Annotated in this window: 22 protein-coding genes; 11 read left to right on the forward strand and 11 right to left on the reverse strand. The window is 73.4% G+C overall.

Annotated features, from left to right (window positions below):
* Nucleotides 1–97 precede the first annotated feature (97 nt).
* From ABT095_RS23950 to ABT095_RS23970, 5 genes are all read left to right on the forward strand, one after another.
* Entirely contained in the window at nt 98–817 is a 720-nt protein-coding gene (locus ABT095_RS23950; protein WP_350531525.1) for an MIP/aquaporin family protein, read from the forward strand.
* 108 nt (nt 818–925) lie between these two features.
* The gene (glpK, locus tag ABT095_RS23955) at nt 926–2449 is read left to right on the forward strand and encodes a glycerol kinase GlpK (RefSeq protein WP_350531526.1); all 1524 of its coding nucleotides are present in this window, start codon (nt 926–928) and stop codon (nt 2447–2449) included.
* Between the two features lie 153 nt (nt 2450–2602).
* A complete protein-coding gene (locus ABT095_RS23960) occupies nt 2603–4198 on the forward strand; it encodes a glycerol-3-phosphate dehydrogenase/oxidase (protein ID WP_350531527.1) in 1596 nt (531 codons plus the stop codon).
* A gap of 130 nt (nt 4199–4328) precedes the next feature.
* Nucleotides 4329–5138 (forward strand): sulfite exporter TauE/SafE family protein, encoded by an 810-nt coding sequence (locus tag ABT095_RS23965; protein WP_502884984.1) that lies wholly within the window; start codon nt 4329–4331, stop codon nt 5136–5138.
* A 114-nt stretch (nt 5139–5252) separates the two neighbouring features.
* A complete protein-coding gene (locus ABT095_RS23970) occupies nt 5253–6014 on the forward strand; it encodes a G1 family glutamic endopeptidase (protein ID WP_350531528.1) in 762 nt (253 codons plus the stop codon).
* 20 nt (nt 6015–6034) lie between these two features.
* Here the strand turns inward: ABT095_RS23970 and ABT095_RS38870 are convergent, their stop codons facing one another.
* A complete protein-coding gene (locus ABT095_RS38870; RefSeq protein WP_502884985.1) occupies nt 6035–7165 on the reverse strand; it encodes a DUF6000 family protein in 1131 nt (376 codons plus the stop codon).
* Nucleotides 7162–7422, reverse strand: a complete 261-nt coding sequence (locus tag ABT095_RS23985) for a hypothetical protein (RefSeq protein WP_350531529.1) — start codon at nt 7420–7422, stop codon at nt 7162–7164. The genes ABT095_RS38870 and ABT095_RS23985 overlap by 4 nt, the downstream gene beginning before the upstream one ends.
* An 85-nt stretch (nt 7423–7507) precedes the next feature.
* Here ABT095_RS23985 and ABT095_RS23990 point away from each other — a divergent pair, with 85 nt between their 5' ends.
* Nucleotides 7508–7825 (forward strand): UBP-type zinc finger domain-containing protein, encoded by a 318-nt coding sequence (locus ABT095_RS23990; protein ID WP_350531530.1) that lies wholly within the window; start codon nt 7508–7510, stop codon nt 7823–7825.
* Here the strand turns inward: ABT095_RS23990 and ABT095_RS23995 are convergent.
* From ABT095_RS23995 to ABT095_RS24005, 3 genes are read right to left on the reverse strand one after another with little or no spacing between them, the layout of a single operon-like run.
* On the reverse strand, nt 7792–8853 hold the full coding sequence (locus tag ABT095_RS23995; protein WP_350531531.1) for a MerR family transcriptional regulator: 1062 nt from the start codon (nt 8851–8853) through the stop codon (nt 7792–7794). The two genes, ABT095_RS23990 and ABT095_RS23995, sit on opposite strands and share 34 nt — an antisense overlap.
* Nucleotides 8847–9065, reverse strand: a complete 219-nt coding sequence (locus tag ABT095_RS24000; RefSeq protein ID WP_350531532.1) for a DUF6480 family protein — start codon at nt 9063–9065, stop codon at nt 8847–8849. The genes ABT095_RS23995 and ABT095_RS24000 overlap by 7 nt, the downstream gene beginning before the upstream one ends.
* A gap of 40 nt (nt 9066–9105) precedes the next feature.
* On the reverse strand, nt 9106–9735 hold the full coding sequence (locus ABT095_RS24005; protein WP_502884986.1) for a sigma-70 family RNA polymerase sigma factor: 630 nt from the start codon (nt 9733–9735) through the stop codon (nt 9106–9108).
* Between the two features lie 180 nt (nt 9736–9915).
* Between ABT095_RS24005 and ABT095_RS24010 the strand changes: the two genes are divergently transcribed.
* Nucleotides 9916–10041 (forward strand): hypothetical protein, encoded by a 126-nt coding sequence (locus tag ABT095_RS24010; protein ID WP_350531533.1) that lies wholly within the window; start codon nt 9916–9918, stop codon nt 10039–10041.
* A gap of 203 nt (nt 10042–10244) precedes the next feature.
* Here the strand turns inward: ABT095_RS24010 and ABT095_RS24020 are convergent, their stop codons facing one another.
* From ABT095_RS24020 to ABT095_RS24030, 3 genes are all read right to left on the reverse strand, one after another.
* Nucleotides 10245–11357: an FAD-dependent oxidoreductase gene (locus tag ABT095_RS24020; protein WP_350531534.1), complete on the reverse strand. Its 1113-nt coding sequence runs from the start codon at nt 11355–11357 to the stop codon at nt 10245–10247.
* Nucleotides 11358–11454: 97 nt separating this feature from the next.
* Nucleotides 11455–12801, reverse strand: coding sequence for a GntT/GntP/DsdX family permease (locus ABT095_RS24025; protein WP_502884988.1), 1347 nt, complete (start codon nt 12799–12801; stop codon nt 11455–11457).
* 35 nt (nt 12802–12836) lie between these two features.
* Complete coding sequence (locus ABT095_RS24030; protein WP_350531535.1) at nt 12837–13385, reverse strand: gluconokinase; 549 nt, start codon at nt 13383–13385, stop codon at nt 12837–12839.
* A 138-nt stretch (nt 13386–13523) separates the two neighbouring features.
* On the opposite strand from ABT095_RS24030, the gene ABT095_RS24035 reads away from it, so the two are divergent.
* A complete protein-coding gene (locus ABT095_RS24035; protein ID WP_350531536.1) occupies nt 13524–14219 on the forward strand; it encodes a FadR/GntR family transcriptional regulator in 696 nt (231 codons plus the stop codon).
* Between the two features lie 89 nt (nt 14220–14308).
* The gene (locus tag ABT095_RS24040) at nt 14309–14647 is read left to right on the forward strand and encodes a hypothetical protein (RefSeq protein WP_350531537.1); all 339 of its coding nucleotides are present in this window, start codon (nt 14309–14311) and stop codon (nt 14645–14647) included.
* 6 nt (nt 14648–14653) lie between these two features.
* On the opposite strand, the gene ABT095_RS24045 is transcribed toward ABT095_RS24040, so the two are convergent.
* Nucleotides 14654–15736: an NADH:flavin oxidoreductase/NADH oxidase gene (locus tag ABT095_RS24045; RefSeq protein WP_350531538.1), complete on the reverse strand. Its 1083-nt coding sequence runs from the start codon at nt 15734–15736 to the stop codon at nt 14654–14656.
* 115 nt (nt 15737–15851) lie between these two features.
* Here ABT095_RS24045 and ABT095_RS24050 point away from each other — a divergent pair, with 115 nt between their 5' ends.
* Nucleotides 15852–16193 carry an ArsR/SmtB family transcription factor gene (locus tag ABT095_RS24050; RefSeq protein ID WP_350531539.1) on the forward strand — a complete coding sequence of 114 codons (342 nt, stop codon included), beginning with the start codon at nt 15852–15854 and terminating at the stop codon, nt 16191–16193.
* Between the two features lie 19 nt (nt 16194–16212).
* The gene (locus tag ABT095_RS24055; protein WP_350531540.1) at nt 16213–16887 is read left to right on the forward strand and encodes a class I SAM-dependent DNA methyltransferase; all 675 of its coding nucleotides are present in this window, start codon (nt 16213–16215) and stop codon (nt 16885–16887) included.
* Here ABT095_RS24055 and ABT095_RS24060 read toward each other — a convergent pair.
* On the reverse strand, nt 16865–17191 hold the full coding sequence (locus ABT095_RS24060; protein ID WP_350531541.1) for an ArsR/SmtB family transcription factor: 327 nt from the start codon (nt 17189–17191) through the stop codon (nt 16865–16867). The genes ABT095_RS24055 and ABT095_RS24060 overlap by 23 nt on opposite strands.
* Before the next feature lie 3 nt (nt 17192–17194).
* The gene (locus ABT095_RS24065; protein ID WP_350531542.1) at nt 17195–17386 is read right to left on the reverse strand and encodes a hypothetical protein; all 192 of its coding nucleotides are present in this window, start codon (nt 17384–17386) and stop codon (nt 17195–17197) included.
* Nucleotides 17387–17450: the final 64 nt, after the last annotated feature.

Here is a 17450-nt window from a genome sequence, read left to right on the forward strand (position 1 = left end):
GGTGTGACCCCGGGACGGGAAACACCCACCGCGCGGCCTCCCCCGCCGCACCCCACATCCCCCACCTGCTCCGGGCCATACGGACAAAGGAGTCTCTGTGTCCGCGTTCTCCAACGGCGACATCTTCGTCGGCGAAACCCTCGGCACCGCCGCCCTGATACTCCTGGGCGGTGGCGTCTGTGCCGCCGTCACGCTGAAGAAGTCCAAGGCCGTCAACGCCGGCTGGCTCGCCATCACCTTCGGGTGGGGCTTCGCGGTGCTGATCGCCGCCTACCTGAGCGCACCGAAGTCCGGTGCCCACCTCAACCCGGCCGTCACCCTCGCCCTCGCCGTCGACAGCGGTGACTGGAGCAAGGTGCCGGTCTACCTCGGCTCCCAGCTGCTCGGCGCGATGATCGGCGCCGTCCTGGTCTGGGTCACCTACCTCGGCCAGTTCCAGGCCAACGAGGAGCCGACGCTCGGCATCTTCTCCACCGGGCCCGAGATCCGGAACCCGCTGCAGAACCTGCTCACCGAGATCATCGCCACCATGGTGCTCTGCCTGGCCATCCTCACCCAGGGCCTCAACAAGCAGCTCGGCCTCTCCGGCCTGGGCATCCTGATCACGGCCTTCACCGTGGTCGGCATCGGCCTCTCGCTCGGCGGCCCGACCGGCTACGCCATCAACCCGGTCCGTGACCTGGGCCCGCGCATCGTCCACTCGCTGCTGCCGATCCCGAACAAGGGCGGCTCGGACTGGTCGTACGCCTGGATCCCCGTGCTCGGCCCCGTCATCGGCGGTCTGCTCGCGGGCGCGCTCTACAACGTCGCGTTCTGACGCGGTGCTCTAGCTCTCTCTAGCCCGGGTTTGCCCCGGCACGCTATACGGGACTGGACACTGAGTCCCGCCCTCACTGTTGAACCCTCATTCGAGCCGAGGATCCTCATGACCACTGGCACCGCCAACTACATCGCCGCGATCGACCAGGGCACCACGTCGAGCCGCTGCATCATCTTCGGCGCGGACGGCCGGATCGTGTCCGTCGACCAGCAGGAGCACAGCCAGATCTTCCCCCAGCCGGGCTGGGTCGAGCACGACGCCGCGGAGATCTGGACCCGCGTGCAGTCCGTGGTGCGCGGCGCGCTGGAGAAGGCCGGTCTGACCAAGGACGACATCCGCGCGATCGGCATCACCAACCAGCGCGAGACCACCGTGCTGTGGGACAGGAACACCGGCGAGCCGGTGCACAACGCGCTGGTCTGGCAGGACACCCGCACCGAGGGCCTCTGCCGCGAGCTCGGCCGCAACGTGGGGCAGGACCGCTTCCGCCGCGAGACCGGCCTGCCGCTGGCCAGCTACTTCTCCGGCCCGAAGATCCGCTGGCTGCTCGACAACGTCGAGGGTCTGCGCGAGCGCGCCGAGGCCGGGGACATCCTGTTCGGCACCATGGACACCTGGGTGATCTGGAACCTCACCGGCGGTGTGAACGGCGGCAAGCACGTCACCGACGTGACCAACGCCAGCCGCACCATGCTGATGAACCTCAAGACCCTGGCCTGGGACGAGAGCATCGCCGAGTCGATGGGCGTGCCGCTGGCCGTCCTCCCGGAGATCCGCTCCTCCGCCGAGGTCTACGGCGAGGCCGTCGGCGAGCTGGCCGGCGTGCCGGTCGCCTCCGCGCTCGGTGACCAGCAGGCCGCGCTGTTCGGGCAGACCTGCTTCAACGAGGGCGAGGCCAAGTCCACCTACGGGACCGGCACCTTCCTGCTGCTCAACACCGGCGAGAAGATCGTCAACTCGTACCACGGCCTGCTCACCACGGTCGGCTACCGGATCGGCGACCAGGCCCCGGTGTACGCCCTCGAGGGCTCGATCGCCGTCACCGGCTCGCTGGTGCAGTGGCTGCGCGACCAGCTCGGCATCATCTCCACCGCCGCCGAGATCGAGACCCTGGCCTCGACCGTGGAGGACAACGGCGGCGCCTACTTCGTCCCGGCCTTCTCCGGCCTGTTCGCCCCGTACTGGCGCTCCGACGCCCGCGGTGTGATCGCCGGTCTGACCCGGTACGTGACCAAGGGCCACCTGGCCCGCGCCGTCCTGGAGGCCACCGCCTGGCAGACCCGCGAGGTCGTCGACGCCATGCAGAAGGACTCCGGCGTCGAGCTGACCGCGCTCAAGGTCGACGGCGGCATGACCAGCAACAACCTGCTGATGCAGAACATCGCCGACGTGCTCGCCGCCCCGGTCGAGCGCCCCTTCGTGGCCGAGACCACCGCGCTGGGCGCCGCCTACGCGGCCGGCCTCGCGGTCGGCTTCTGGAACGACCTCGACACCCTGCGGGCCAACTGGCACCGCGCCGCCGAGTGGACTCCCCGGATGGACGAGGCCACCCGCGAGCGCGAGTACAAGAAGTGGCTCAAGGCCGTGGAGCGCACCATGGGCTGGGTGGAGGAGGACGAGCAGCAGTAACCCGCACCGCCGGTCGGGGCCCCGTGGCCCCGGCCGGCGGGCAGCCGTATCCCGGCCCCCGACCAGGGCCGGGGCCGGTCTCCCCCGGAGGCCGGACCCGCACACCCCGAGAGGAGACTCGGCGCCCGCCCACACCGGGAGCCGGACACACAGATGGCTACCTTCCCGACCCTGGGCGCCGGACGCAGCACCGGCCGCACCGCCTCCCGTGCCGAGACCCGCGAGCTCCTCGGCAAGGCGACCTACGACCTGCTGGTGATCGGCGGCGGCATCCTCGGCACCGCCACCGCCTGGACGGCGGCCCAGGCCGGCCTGAAGGTCGCCATGGTGGACGCGGGCGACTTCGCCGGTGCCACCTCCAGCGCCTCCTCCAAGCTGGTGCACGGCGGCCTGCGCTACCTGCAGACCGGTGCCGTGAAGCTGGTCGCGGAGAACCACAAGGAGCGCCGCGCGCTGGCCACCGACGTGGCCCCGCACCTGGTCAACCCGCTGACCTTCTTCGTCCCCGTCTACAAGGGCGGCCCGCACGGCGCGACCAAGCTCGGCGCCGGCGTCTTCCTCTACTCCGCGCTCTCCGCCTTCCGCGACGGCATGGGCCGGGTCTCCACCGCCGCGCACGCCGCCCAGCAGGTGCCGGCGCTGCGCACCGAGGGCCTGCGCTCGGTGGCGGTCTACGGCGACCACCAGATGAACGACTCGCGCGTCGCCGTGATGACGGTCCGCGCGGCCGTGGACGCGGGCGCGGTCGTGCTCAACCACGCCGAGGTCACCGGCCTGCGCTTCTCCGGCTCCCGGGTGACCGGCGCCGAGCTGAAGGACCGCCTGGACGGCACCGAGTTCGGTGTCAACGCCCGCCTGGTGCTCAACGCGACCGGCCCGTGGGTCGACCACCTGCGCAAGATGGAGGACGCGGGCGCGGCCCCCTCGATCCGCCTCTCCAAGGGCGCGCACGTGGTCGTCAAGCGCCGCTCGCCGTGGCGCGCCGCGCTGACCATCCCGATCGACAAGTACCGCGTCTCCTTCGCCATCCCGTGGGAGGACCACGTCCTGCTCGGCACCACGGACGAGGAGTACACCGGCGACCCGCAGGACGTGCGCGCCACCGACGCCGACATCGACCAGATCCTCGGCGAGGCCGGGCACGCCATCCGGGACGAGCACCTGGACCGCGACCTGATCACCTACTCCTTCGCGGGCCTGCGCGTGCTGCCCGGCGGCCCGGGCGACACCGCCGCCGCCAAGCGCGAGACGGTGGTCACCGAGGGCCGGGGCGGAATGCTCTCGGTCGCCGGCGGCAAGTGGACCACCTACCGCCACATCGGCCGCACCGTGCTCGAGAAGCTGGCGCACGTGCCGGGCACCGGGCTGGCCGAGGACATGTCGGCGATCCCGGCCACCGTGCCGCTGCCGGGTGTCGGCGCGCCGAACGCCGTGGCGCACCGCCTGCTGATCGACCGCGAGCCGGGCTCGCGGATGGAGCCGCTGGTGGCCAAGCACCTGGCCAGCCACTACGGCACCCTCTCCTTCGACATCGCCCACCTGATCGCCGAGCACCCCGAGCTGGGCGAGCCGATCCACCCGGACGGCCCGGACGTCTGGGCCCAGGTCGCCTACGCGGCCGACAACGAGTGGGCGTACACGCCGGACGACGTCCTGCGCCGCCGCACCACCATGACGGTGCGCGGGCTCGACACTCCGGAGATCCGCGAGCAGGTGGCGGACTTCCTGAAGAAGCGCTCCGCGAGCTAGTCGCAAGCCACCGAAGGGGCGCGGGACTCCGCGCCCCTTCGGTGTGCCCGATCCTCAAGGGAGGCTCAAAATCCTCCGGACCGTGATCACGTACCGGTGAGACTTCCCTAGGCTCCCGACCATGCATTCCATGACGGGGGACCTTCCAGTGAGCTGGCTCGGCGTGCCCGGCCTCTCCGCGACCACTCTGCTCCTGCTCTGCCTGGCCGCGGCGGGGGCCGGCTGGGTCGACGCCGTGGTGGGCGGCGGCGGGCTGATCCAGCTGCCCGCCCTGCTGGTCGGCCTGCCACAGCTGCCGGCGGCGTACGTGCTCGGCACCAACAAGGCCGTCTCCATCGTCGGCACCAGCGCGGCGGCCGTCACCTACGCCCGCCGGACCAAGGTCGACCTGCGCACGGCCCTGCGGGTCGGCCTGGCGGCCGCGCTCGGCTCGCTCCTCGGCGCGAGCTTCGCGGCCGGGATCGACAGCGCGGTGCTCCGGCCCGTGATCATGGTGGTGCTGCTCCTGGTGCTGGCCTTCGTCCTGTTCCGCCCCTCCTTCGGCACCGCCCCGGCGGGCGGGCCGGTCACCCGGCAGCGCGTGCTGGCCGCGATCCTGCTGGTCGGCACCGGCATCGGCTTCTACGACGGCCTGATCGGCCCGGGCACCGGCACCTTCCTGGTGATCGCTCTGGCCGCCGTCCTCCAGCTCGACCTGGTCCACGCCTCCGCCACCACCAAGATCGTCAACGTCTGCACCAACCTGGGCGCGCTCGTCATGTTCGGCTACCAGGGCACCGTCCAGTGGCGCCTGGCCGCCCTGCTGGCCGCGTTCAACCTGACCGGCGGCATGCTCGGCGCCCGGATGGCACTGAAGCAGGGGGCGGGCTTCGTGCGCGGGGTGCTGGTCGTGGTGGTGGTGAGCCTGGTCTTCAAGCTCGCCGCCGACCAGTGGTTCTGACGGATCGACCGAACGGGCGAAGCCGGGAGGATATGACGATCAGTCACATTACCCGGCGCACCGGTCACACTACCTTGAGTGACAGGCTGTCCGTCCTCCAGAGAGAAGCGCACCGTGCCCGCAGTCCGTCACCGCACACTTGTCATCGCCGCCTTCGCCGCCGCGGCCACTCTCGCCACCACCACCCCGGCGCTCGCCCAGCACACCGCCCCGGCGGTTCTCCATGCGCCGATGCTGCGCCCGCAGGGCGCCCCGCACGGCCGGGTCAACGGAGACAGCGCCAACTGGGCGGGCTACGCGGCCACCGGCGCCAAGTTCACCAGTGTCAGCGCGAGCTGGATCCAGCCGGAGGCGCACTGCACCGACCAGGACACCTACTCCGCCTTCTGGGTCGGCCTGGACGGTGACGGCAGCGAATCAGTCGAACAGACCGGCAGCTCGGCGGACTGCTCCGGCGGACTGCCGCAGTACTACGCCTGGTACGAGATGTACCCGGCCTACCCGGTGGGCTACACGGACACCGTCGAGGCCGGGGACCACTTCACGGCCGGCGTCACCGCGACCACCGGCGGCGGGTTCACCCTGACGATCAGTGACGAGACGCAGGGCTGGAGCCACACCGAGCACAAGACCCTGCGCGGCGCCGCCCTGGCCTCGGCCGAGGTGATCGCCGAGGCTCCGTCCACCGCGTTCGGGCCACTGCCGCTGACCGACTTCGGCACCGCCGCCTTCACCGACGCCACCGCCAACGGCAGGCCGATCGGCGACTTCGCCCCGGAGAACATCACCATGGCGGAGCACGACGGCACCGTGCTGGCGACCACCTCCCCCCTCACCGGCGGCAGCGCTTTCGGGGTGGCCTGGCAGCACAGCTGACCAGGGGCCGCACCCGCCGCTCAGGCTCCCGCGCTCGCGGCCGCACTCCGCACGAAGGCGCAGAGGCGGTCGAGTGCGTCCTGGTAGCCGGACAGGTTGTACGACCTGTCCGGCGGGCCGCCCAGCCACCGCTGCCACAGACCGCCCGGCCGCAGGAACCGCGTCGCGTCGCTCCGGCCCGACCAGGCGTCCAGGCGCAGCAGCGTCGCGAACGCGAACGCCTGGTCGTAGGCGAGGTCGGGCCGGCGCAGGTACCGCTCCAGGTAGGCGACCAGCAGGGCGGCGTCGGCCTCGGCGCCGAAACTGGCGAGTGCCACGCAGTAGGCGGCGCCCGCATAGGGCCCCTCACTGGCGAGCAGCAGTTCGCCGAGCCGCCCGCGGTACTCCGTCCGCCGGGAGACGGCGATCAGCCAGGCTGCCGTCTTGCGCTCGCGCCAGCCGCCCGCCAGCAGGACGTCCAGCTCCTGCGGAGTGATCTCCCCGGCCGCCCGGCCGGTCTCCTGTGCGTACCGGGCCCGTTCGGCCTCCTCCAGCCGGAGCAGCGCGCCGCCGAGCTTCAGGTACCGTCGGCCGGGGGTGACGTAACGCTGGATCACCGCCCGCAGTTCGGGGTCGTCGTGGGCGCGGCCCGCTCGGGGGCCGCCCAGCCTGCGGAGCCAGTCCGTCGGCACGGCTTCCTCGCCCTCGCCGTGCGGCGGTTCGAAGCGGGCGAGGAAGTCGTCCAGGTCCTGCGGGGTGACGGTCAGCGCGTTGGCGTCCGCGCGGTGGTTGCGCTCGGCGAGCCGGTGCAGCAGTTCGTCCCGCTCGACCGGGAAGTACAGCAGCTGCCGGCGCGCACCGGCCGACTCCACCAGGGCCTTGAGCGCGTCGCGGTCCCGCCGGGGCCACAGGCCGTGGTCCCAGATCACGTCCAGGCCGTCGGCGAGCAGGGCGGCCAGGCGCCCGTGCAGCTCGGCGACGACCGGGGCCTCCTTCTCGAAGTAGCTGCTCGCCGGGTAGTCGACGCCGTACCGGCCGTACCGCTCGTGGACGGTCTCGTCCACCGACAGCCGGACCGCCCCGGTCGGCTCCAGCACCCGCCGGGCGTACGTGGTCTTGCCCGAGCCGGGGAGGCCCACCAGCAGGTGGGCCACCGGAGTGCGGGCGCTCACCGTGGGCCGCCCAGGGTGGTGGTCGTCGTCCGCTCGCCTGCGACCGCCAGGACGGCCAGGTCGCCGCACTCCGGGCTCTTGAACCCGGCCCACCCGGACCTGCTGCCGGTGATCTCCGGCCGCGGCCCGGTCCGGCCCACGGCACCGTCGGTCCGCCCGCGCAGCGGCGCGGCGGTCCACAGCCCTTCGCCGAGCGCCCCGAGGGCAGGATGACCGTCCGGCTCGACGGAGATCATGACATTCGCGACGTGGCTCATCCCGTGATCCAACCCTCCGCACCGCCCGTCCCGCCACCGGATTCCCGTCGGCCCCGGCCGGCTGCCCGGCAGTAGTGTGGACGGCATGGACCTGCCGAGCCGGTGGTTGGTGGCCCCGGACCGGGGCCTGGTCGTGCCGGCGACCTGTGCGCACCTGGACGGCCTGCCGGAGCCGGCGCCGGGCACCGCCGACGGGTGCGAGGAATGCCTGGGCAGTGGTGGCACCTGGGTCGGCCTGCGCAAGTGCCTGAGCTGCGGGCACGTGGGGTGCTGTGACAGCTCGCCGGGGCAGCACGCCTACCGGCACGCCCACGCCCACGGCCATCACATCGCCAGATCGACGGGCCCGGGCGAGGACTGGGCCTGGTGCTACACGGACGAGGTCTTTCTGCGTCCTGCCTGACCCGGTCCGCTCAGGCCCTCCAGGAGATCGACGGCGGCGGAGAGGGTACGGGGCACCGCGGTGCCCGCCGGCAGCCTGGTGCGCCCCCAGCCGGGGCCCGCGGCGACGATCACCGCCCCGTTGCGGGAGCCTCGCGGGCCCCACAGGCTGGCGCCGACCCGCCCCAGCAGCTCGCGGTCGGCACTGCCCCGGTCCTGGGACCAGATCATCACCGCCGGCGGGCCGATCCGGCGGACAGCGTCGAGCAGGGCCCGGGGCGGCACGGCCGCACCGAGCATCCGGAACGGCAGCACGCGCTCGGTCATCGCCGCCGCCGTGGCCTCCAGCGGCAGGGTGTGCAGTTCGCCGGGCGCCGCAGCCAGCAGCACCGGCGGGACCGCCCGCAGGTCGGCCGTTCCGACCGCAACACCCCGCAGCGCGCTGGACACGTGCCAGGACAGCAGGTGCTCGACCTCGACGTAGTGCTCGCCGTCCGCCGCCCACTTGCGGCCCGCGGCGCGCAGCGCGGGCATCATGACCTCCGTCCACGCCTCGATCACCCCGTACGCCTCCAGCGCCTCGCGGAGGATCCGGGCGACCTCCGGTGCGTCCAGCCGGACCGCCGCGCGGGCGAGCCCACGGCACTCGGGGCGTACCGTTCCGACCCGGAGCACGCGGCTGCCGCCCGGGCCCGGCCCGGTGGCGGGCCGCGGGTCCGGTTCGGGCGGCCCGGACGCGGAATGCGTCCCGGTGCCGTGGTCGACGCAACCACGCTCGGCCAGGGCCGCGCGGGCGGCTTCGCCCGGGCGCACTCCCCGGGCGGTCAGGCGGCACATGGCCTCCAGGACGGCGATGTCCTGCCTGCTCCAGCGGCGGTGGTGACCGGCCTCCCGGTGCGCGGGGCCGATCCCGTACCGGCGCTCCCAGGACCGCACCGTGGTCGGTGAGACGCCCAGCCGCTGCGCCACTCCACCGGTCGGCAGACCCACGTCCGGCAGCGGGTCGGCGGCGAGCACTCCGGTGTCCTGGTCGGCAGACGACCTCACCATCCCGCGATCCTCCCCACAGCGAAACCGACGCAGCACACCACCATGATCCCGATCACCACCAGGGGGATCCAGCCCGGCCACGCCGTGTGCAGTTCTACCGACTCCGGGGTCGAGATGCCCGAACAGGTCGAGGACTCGCACTCGGGCGTCTCGCTCGGCGGGCTACCCACCACCGGGCGCTGGTTATCCGGCAGCTTCGGGTCCGTGGTCATGGTGTCCTCCTGCGGTCGTGGACGTTGCGGGCCGGACGGCTCACCAGCCCGAGGTTCCGGGCCCCCCTTCCTCCGACGGCAGCGCCGCCCGGAGCCGGGCGAGCCCGTCGCGCATCCTGGTCTTCACGGTGCCCAGCGGCACGCCCACTCGGAGCGCGATCTCCCGCTGGGTGTACCCGCCGTAGTAGGCCAGCACCAGAGCCTCGCGCTGTGCCGCGCTCAGGAGCGCCAGCGCCCGGCACACGCGCCGGCGGTCCAGCGAACCGATCGCCTGCTCGTCCGGCGGATCGCCGCCCGTCAGGCCGAGGAAGCCGGCGCGATGGTCTCGGTCGGCGGAGGCCCGGGCGGCCCGCACGCGGTCCACCGCCCGGTGGTGGGCGATGGTCAGCACCCACGCCCGGACGGTCCCGCGCTCGGGCCGGTAGGCCGCGGCGCTCCGCCACACCTCCAGCAGTACCTCCTGGGCGACCTCCTCGGCGTGTGCCGGGCTGCGCAGGACGCGCAGCGCGACGCCGTACACCGGCCCCGCGACCGCGCGGTACAGGCCCTCGAAGGCCGCCTGGTCACCGCGGGCCGAGCGGTCCAGGAGCGACCGCAGCTCCTCGGCAACCGGCGCGGAGGCGTCGGCTGCCGGGCTCGGGGCGCCGTGGGTCTGCGTCGAGGTGGTCACCACTCCACGCTGCAGCGAATCGATGCAAGCGACCCAGTCGAACTGTTTGTGCAGCGTTTTGCCCGAGGCACCCGCCGGCCCGTGTCGAACGCTGCGGCACCGCTGCGACCGTCGCCGCCCGCCACTGCGGCGGACGCTCCGCAAGGGGATGCCCCCGGGCCAGGACGAACGGAACGGGCCATGAAACTGCACGACGAACTCCCGGTCGACCACCGGCTGTCGCAGGTCCACCGGACCGGCGCCGGGCTCTGCGGCGCCGCCCCGCTGGTGTTCGGCTGTCTCGGCCTCGCGGACGGGCCGGCCTAATTCAGCAGCTGCGGCCCCTGCCGCTACCGGCTCACCGAGCGCCTCGGCGACCGGGCCTGCCCGTACACCACCGGGTACTGGGCCTTCGTCCACCGCCACCACGCGCTGCTGGCCGCCGACCACCGCACGGCGCAGGCCGCCGCCGGGCCGCGGCGCCTGACCGGCCTCCCCGAACTGCTGGCAGCCGAACGCGACCGGGGCAGTCACCGCCCTGAGCCGGCTCCCAGGTCCGCCGCCACCTCGCGGGCCGCCCGCGCCCCCGAGGCCAGGGCCCCCTGCACCGAGGCGGTGGCGCGGTGGTCGCCGCAGACGTAGCGGCCCGGCGCGAAGCGGGTGCCCCGGCTGAGTGCCAGCGGAGGCGGTCCGGCCGGGAGCGCCTCGGCGATCCGGTAGGCGGCCAGCGGCTCCCAGCCCGTGGGGTCAGCTCCGTACAGGGCGGCGGCCCGCGCCCGGACCAGCTCCTCGCCCGCCTGGGTGCCCAGCACCGAGGTCGACACCAGGGCGCGCCCGTCCGGTGAGCAGCCCGGCACCACCTCCGAGAGCACCACCGTGTTGAGGATCTCCCGGCCCGTGTCCGCGACCAGGGTCGGCTCCGGCAGCGGGCTGACCGGCGCCGCGTGGTAGAAGGTCGTCACCGCGCGGGCCGCCGGGAGCGCCAGACCCGGCAGCAGCCGGGCGGCCCGGGACATCCCGGTGGCCACCACCACCGCGCGAGCGCGCAGCTCGGCGCCGTCCGCCAGGACCACTCCGGCCGCCGTCAGCCGCTCCATGCGGGTACCGAGCAGGAGACTGCCCGCGGGCAGTCCGGCGGCCAGTTGCGCCGGGACGGCACCGATCCCGTCCTGCGGCAGGCACAGGGTGCCGCGCACCAGGCTGCGCCACACCAGGTGGAACAGCCGGCTCGACGTCTCCAGCCCGTCGTCCAGGAACACCCCGGCCAGGAACGGCCGCAGGGCCTCGTCCACCGTGCGCCGGGTCAACCCGGCCAGCCGCAGTGCCCGCGAGGTGGTCGTCTCCGGCAGCCGCTTGACCAGGGCGGCCGGGAGCGCGGCGTCGCACAGCGTCAGGAGCCCCAGGGCCGCGAGGTCGCGCGGAGGCAGCGGGCCGCCGGGCAGCAGTGCGAGCGCCTGGGCCGGGCGGCGGACGGGATCCACGACACGGCGCAAGGTCCGGCCGTCGGCCAGCAGGAAGCCGGGGGTGAACGGGTGCAGGCGCAGCGCCCGCAGGTCCAGGCGCCGCCTGACCTGCGGGTAGGACGTGTTGAACACCTGGAAGCCGTGGTCGAGCCGGAAGCCCCGCACCACGTCGGTGCGCATCCGCCCGGCCCGTGAGGCCACTGCCGGGGCAGCGCCGGCCCTCGCCGGGGACGGGCTCGGCACGGGCCGAGCAACGCCCTGCAAGGGCCGGCGGGACTCAGATCAGCAGGCTGAGCGGGAGGATCAGGGCGATGGCGACCACCGAGATGACGGTCTCCATCACCGACCAGGACTTCAGGGTCTGGCCGACGCTCATCCCGAAGTACTCCTTCACCAGCCAGAAGCCGGCGTCGTTGACGTGGGAGAGGAAGAGCGAGCCGGCGCCGATCGCCAGGACCAGCAGGGCCGCGTGGGTCGAGCTCATGCCGCTCGCCAGTGGGGCGACGATGCCGGCGGCGGTGATGGTGGCGACGGTGGCGGAGCCGGTGGCCAGGCGGATCAGGACGGCGATCAGCCAGCCGAGCAGGAGGGCGGAGATGTGCCACTCGGCGGACCAGGTGCTCACCGCGTTGCCGACGCCGACGTCGATCAGGGTCTGCTTGAAGCCGCCGCCCGCGCCGACGATGAAGACGATCCCGGCGATCGGGCCGAGCGAGCCGCCGACGGTGTCGGAGATCCGCGCGGTGGAGAACCCGGCCGCCTTGCCGAGCGTCACCATGCCGAGCAGTACGGCTGCGAGCAGCGCGATCAGCGGCGAGCCGACGAAGTCCGCCACCCGCTGGACGAGCGCCTTCGGGTCGTCCACCACCACGTCCGCGAGCGCCTTGCCGAGCATCAGCAGCACCGGCAGCAGGATGGTGGCGAGCACCGCGCCGAAGGAGGGGGTGCGGTCGGGGCGCTCGGACGGCTCAGGGGCCTCGGGCAGCTCCAGCGGGCCGACCCAGCGCTCGGCGAGGCGGGCGAAGAGCGGGCCGGCCACGATCAGGGTGGGGACGGCGATCAGCAGGCCGAGCGCGAGCGTCACGCCGAGGTCGGCCTTCAGTGCGTCCACCGCGACCAGCGGGCCCGGGTGCGGTGGCACCAGGCCGTGCAGCACGGAGAGCCCGGCCAGTGCCGGGATGCCGACCCGGATCAGCGGCAGGCCGCCGCGGCGGGCCACCAGCAGCACGATCGGGATCAGCAGCACCACGCCGACCTCGAAGAACAGCGGCAGGCCGAGCACCGCGGCGATCAGCGCCATCGCCCAGGGCAGCATCCGGCGGCTCGAGCGGGCGAGCACGGTGTCCGCGATGATGTTCGCCCCACCGGAGTCGGCGAGCAGCTTGCCGAGCATCGCGCCGAGGCCGATCAGCAGGCCGACGCCGCTCACCGTGGCGCCGAAGCCGGTGACGAAGCTGCTGGTGAGCTTGTCGAAGGGGGCGCCGGCCACGGCCGCGAGCAGCCCGGAGCCGAGGGTGAGGGCGAGGAAGGGGTGCAGCTTCAGCTTGCTGATCATCAGCACGATCGCGCCGATGCTCAGCAGGGTGGCGAGCAGCAGCCGGGTGTCGCTGCCGGTGTGCGGCAGGGCCGGTGGGGCGGCCGCGAGCAGGGCGGGGAGTGTCACGCGAGGTCTCCGTTGACGGGCCGGAGCAGGGCTGCGGCCATCTCGACGAGCTGTGGGGGTGTGTGGTCGACCTCCAGCACGGCTCCGCGTTCGCCGGGCCCGAGCGGTTGCAGGGCGGCGTACTGGGAGTCGAGCAGGGAGGCGGGCATGAAGTGGCCGGCCCGGTGGGCGAGCCGGTCCTCGACCAGGTGGTGGCCGCCGGTGAGGTGCAGGAAGAAGGCCTCGGGGCAGCCGGTGCGCAGGGTGTCGCGGTAGGTGTGCTTGAGCGCCGAGCAGGTGACCACCCCGCCCTCACCCGCCGTGCAGCGGGCGTGGAGCCAGCCGGCCAGCGCGGCCAGCCAGGGGGCCCGGTCGGTGTCGTCCAGCGGGGTGCCGGCCGCCATCTTGGCGATGTTGGCGGGCGGGTGGAAGTCGTCGGCCTCCGCGTACGGGAGCCCCAGCCGCTCGGCGAGCAGCCGGGCGACCGTGGTCTTCCCGACCCCCGAGACGCCCATCACGACGACGAGCGGCGGGTGGGGGACGTGGTTCTCGACGTTGAGACCCATGCGGTGGTGCTCCTGTTCTGCCTGGTCGGTGCCACCTTGCACCCAAAGGTATGACTTATTCAACCCATCGAAACTTAATCGTCATACTTTTGCGCCGCGCCCCCGGCCCCGCGGATCACCGGCCTCTACCCTGGTCGGATGGACATCCAGGGCCTGCCGGGCCGCCTCCTCGCCGACCTCGGACCAGCCATCGCCTCGGGTGAGATCCCGGTCGGCGCGGTGCTGCGCAGCGAGGAGCTGGAGGAGCAGTACGGGGTGTCCCGCACGGTCGTGCGCGAGGCGGTGCGCATCCTGGAGTCCATGCGGCTGGTGGAGTCCCGGCGGCGGGTGGGCAGCACGGTGCTGCCCAAGGAGCAGTGGGACGTCTTCGACCCGCTGGTGATCCGCTGGCGCCTGGCGGGCGCGGACCGGGCGGCGCAGCTGCGCTCGCTGGGCTCGCTGCGGGTGGCGGTCGAGCCGGCCGCCGCCGCGCTGGCGGCCCGTCAGGCCACCGACGACCAGCGGCGGGAGCTCAGCGCGCTGGCGGTGGAACTGACCGTGACGGCCAAGGCGGCCGACCTGGAGTCCTTCCTGCGGCACGACATCGCGTTCCACGCGACGGTGCTCCGGGCCTCCGGCAACGAGATGTTCGCCCATCTGGGCGACACGGTGGGCGCGGTGCTGACCGGCCGGACGGAGCATCAGCTGATGCCCCACCAGCCCCGCCCGTACGCCGTGCGTCTGCACCGCGAGGTCGCGGAGGCGATCTGCGCGGGCGAGCCGGAGCAGGCCGAGCGCGCGATGCGGACCATCGTGGTCGGCGCGCTGGAGGAGCTCGACGCCACGCTCGGGTGATCTCGCCCGAACGGGCGAATGAGCGGGCCCCGGTACGGGAAGCTGGAGTGCCGGGGGCGCGTGGCGCGCCGCCCTGGGAGGGGGAGGCGATGAAGGAGGAACGGCGCCGCCGGAGGCTGCCGGACGAAGTACGGAACGCGGCCGTGCGGGCCTGGCTGTTCTTCTCGTTCACGGTGGTGGCCCTGATCGTGGCCTCGCTGGCCTCGATCGCGCGCAGCTCGCTGCTGACGCCGGCTCTGCTGGTCACCGCACTGGGGGTGTTCGGCACGGCCTGGGGGCTGATAGACATCGTGATCAGCCGTCAGATCGCGGCGCAGCGCCTGCGCGGCCCGAACTCGGCCTCGCCGCTCGCGGGCAGCCGCCCGCCCAGGCAGCGGCGGGCCGCGCGGTCGGCCCTCACCCCCGTGGAAGGCCGACCGCGCAGATAGGGGCAGTTACACGGCCCAGCCGTACTGGTCCGGCCAGGAGGGCGCGGCACCGAGGGTGCGGGCCGCGCGGTGCGGCCAGTGCGGGTCGCGCAGCAGCTCGCGGCCGAGCAGGACGACGTCGGCCCGGCCCTCGGTGAGGACGGCCTCGGCCTGGGCCGGGTCGGTGATCAGGCCGACGGCGCCGGTGGGCAGGCCGGCCTCGCCGCGGATCCTGGCCGCGAACGGCACCTGGAATCCGGGCCCGGCGGGGATCTTGGCGTTCGGCACCAAGCCGCCGGTGGAGGTGTCGACCAGGTCCACTCCGGCGGCCGCCAGCTCCTTGGCAAGGCGGACGGTCTCCTCCGGCGTCCAGCTCGGCTTGTCGTCCACCCAGTCGGTGGCGGAGGTGCGGAAGAACAGGGGCAGCTCGGCGGGCCAGACGGCGCGGACGGCGGCGACCACCTCGAGGGCGAAGCGGGCCCGGTTCTCGAACGAGCCGCCGTACTCGTCGGTGCGGCGGTTGGCCAGCGGGGAGAGGAAGGAGTGGATCAGGTACCCGTGGGCGCCGTGGATCTCGACGGCCTGGAACCCGGCGGCCAGTGCCCGCCCGGCAGCGGCCGCGAAGGCGTCGACCAGCTCCTTGATCTCCGCCACCGTCAGCTCGTGCGGCACCTGGTGCTTCGCGCTGAACGGGACGGCCGAGGGCCCGACCGGCTGCCAGCCGCCCGCCTCGGGCGCCACCGGCCCGCCGCCCAGCCAGGGCCGGTCGGTGGCGGCCTTGCGCCCGGCGTGCGCGAGCTGGATCGCGGGGACCGCGCCGTGACCGCGCACCAGCGCGGCGACCCGGGCCAGCTGCTCCTGCTGCCGCTCGTTCCACAGCCCCAGGTCGTACGGGGAGATCCGGCCCTCGGGCCGCACGGCGGTGGCCTCGACCAGCAGCAGGCCCACGCCGCCGGCGGCCCGCGCGCCCAGGTGGGCCAGGTGGAAGTCGGTGGCCACTCCCGTCCCGGCGCCCTCGGGGAGGGCCGAGTACATGCACATCGGCGCCATCCAGATCCGGTTCCGGACGGTCAGCGACCGCAGGGTGATGGGCTCGAACAGGGCACTCACGGCGGGCTCCTCCGGCACACGGCTGATTGGTACGAGAGAAACCGTACTACGAGAAGCATCAAACTACGACCCTCATCGAACTAACAGGCCGGAGCCGTCTCGTACCATGGCTGACGTGACCGAGACCCTGACCGACGCGCACGACGGCTGCCTCCCCGAACCCAGCCCGGAGGAGTTCCGCCTGGCGGCCGTGCTGCACGCCCTCGCCGACCCGGTCCGGCTCCGGATCGTCACCGAACTCTCCTCCGGGCAGCACGAGATGGCCTGCCAGGCCTTCGCCCTCCCGGTCACCAAGTCGACCAGCACCCACCACTTCCGCGTCCTGCGCGAGGCCGGGGTGATCCGCCAGCACCGGCGCGGCACGGCCCGGATGAGCGTCCTGCGCGAGGAGGAGCTGGAGCGGCGCTTCCCCGGCCTGCTCACCAGCATCCTGCGCGCGGCCCGCCTGCAGCCCTGACGGGCTACAGTCCTGGGCTGTGACCGAAGCCAGCCACCTGACCCTCACCCGGACGGCCTACGACACCGTCGCCGCCGACTACGCCCGGCTCGTGCCGCCGTCTTTCGAGGACGACCTGCACGGGCGCGCGATGATCGGCACCTTCGCCGAACTGGTCCGCGCGGGCGGGCCCGTCGCCGATCTCGCCTGCGGGCCCGGGCATGTGACGGCACATCTGCACGCACTCGGCCTGGCCGCGTTCGGCGTGGACCTGTCGCCGCAGATGGTGGCGGTGGCCCGGCGCAGCTACCCGGACCTGCGGTTCGAGGAGGGGTCGGTGACCGGCCTGGCGCTGGCCGACGGCTCCCTCGGTGGCGCGCTCGCCTGGTACTCGACCGTGCACACCCCGCCGGAGCTGCTGCCGGAGGTGTTCACGGAGGTCCACCGGGTGCTGGCCCCGGGCGGCCGGCTGCTGATCGCCTTCAAGGCGGGCGAGCAGCACCGGCACCTGGCACACGCCTACGGGCACGACCTGTCGCTCGAGGTGTACTGGGTCGCCGCCGACCGCTTCGCCGCGCTGCTGGGCCGGGCCGGCTTCGAGGTCGAAGCCCGGCTGGTCTGCGAGCCCGGCCCGGGGCAGCTGTCCCAGCAGGGGTACTTCCTGGCGAGGAGGCCAGACGGCCCCTCGGGGCTCAGCGGCCCCGCAGCTGGGTGAGCAGCTCGCCCTGGTCGGCGATCATGTCGGTGAGGATGCGCCGGGCCGCTCGCAGCAGCTCGGCGACGTCGGGGGTGCTGAGGGCGTAGATCACCGTGTTGCCCTCACGGGTCGCGGTGACCAGCTGGGTGCGGCGCAGCACGGCGAGCTGCTGGGAGAGGCTGGAGGCCTCGATGTCGATCTCGGCGAGCAGTTCACGGACCGGTCGCGGGCCGTCCTGGAGGAGTTCGAGGACGCGGATGCGGGCCGGGTGGCCGAGGGTGCGGAAGAACTCCGCCTTGGCCTGGTAGAGCGGCACCGCCATCTTTCAGTCCTCTTCTTCTTCCTCGGGGGTGTGCGGCAGCCGGATCCCGTACCGCGCCGCGATGTGCAGCAGGCCGGTGATCCGGCCCCGGTAGGCGTCGACCCCGTCGAGGTCGCCCGCCGCCCGGGCGTCGGCCTGGGCCCGACGGGCTTCGGCCAGCTGCTCCAGCAGCTCCTGTTCGAAGACGTCCGTCACGGCTGCCTCCGCTCCGATCGCCGTCCCGAACGCACGGCTCCGGATACAGGATCTATGAATGTGA

The sequence above is a fragment of the Kitasatospora sp. NPDC002227 genome (assembly GCF_040296285.1).
Taxonomy (GTDB): Bacteria; Actinomycetota; Actinomycetes; order Streptomycetales; family Streptomycetaceae; genus Kitasatospora.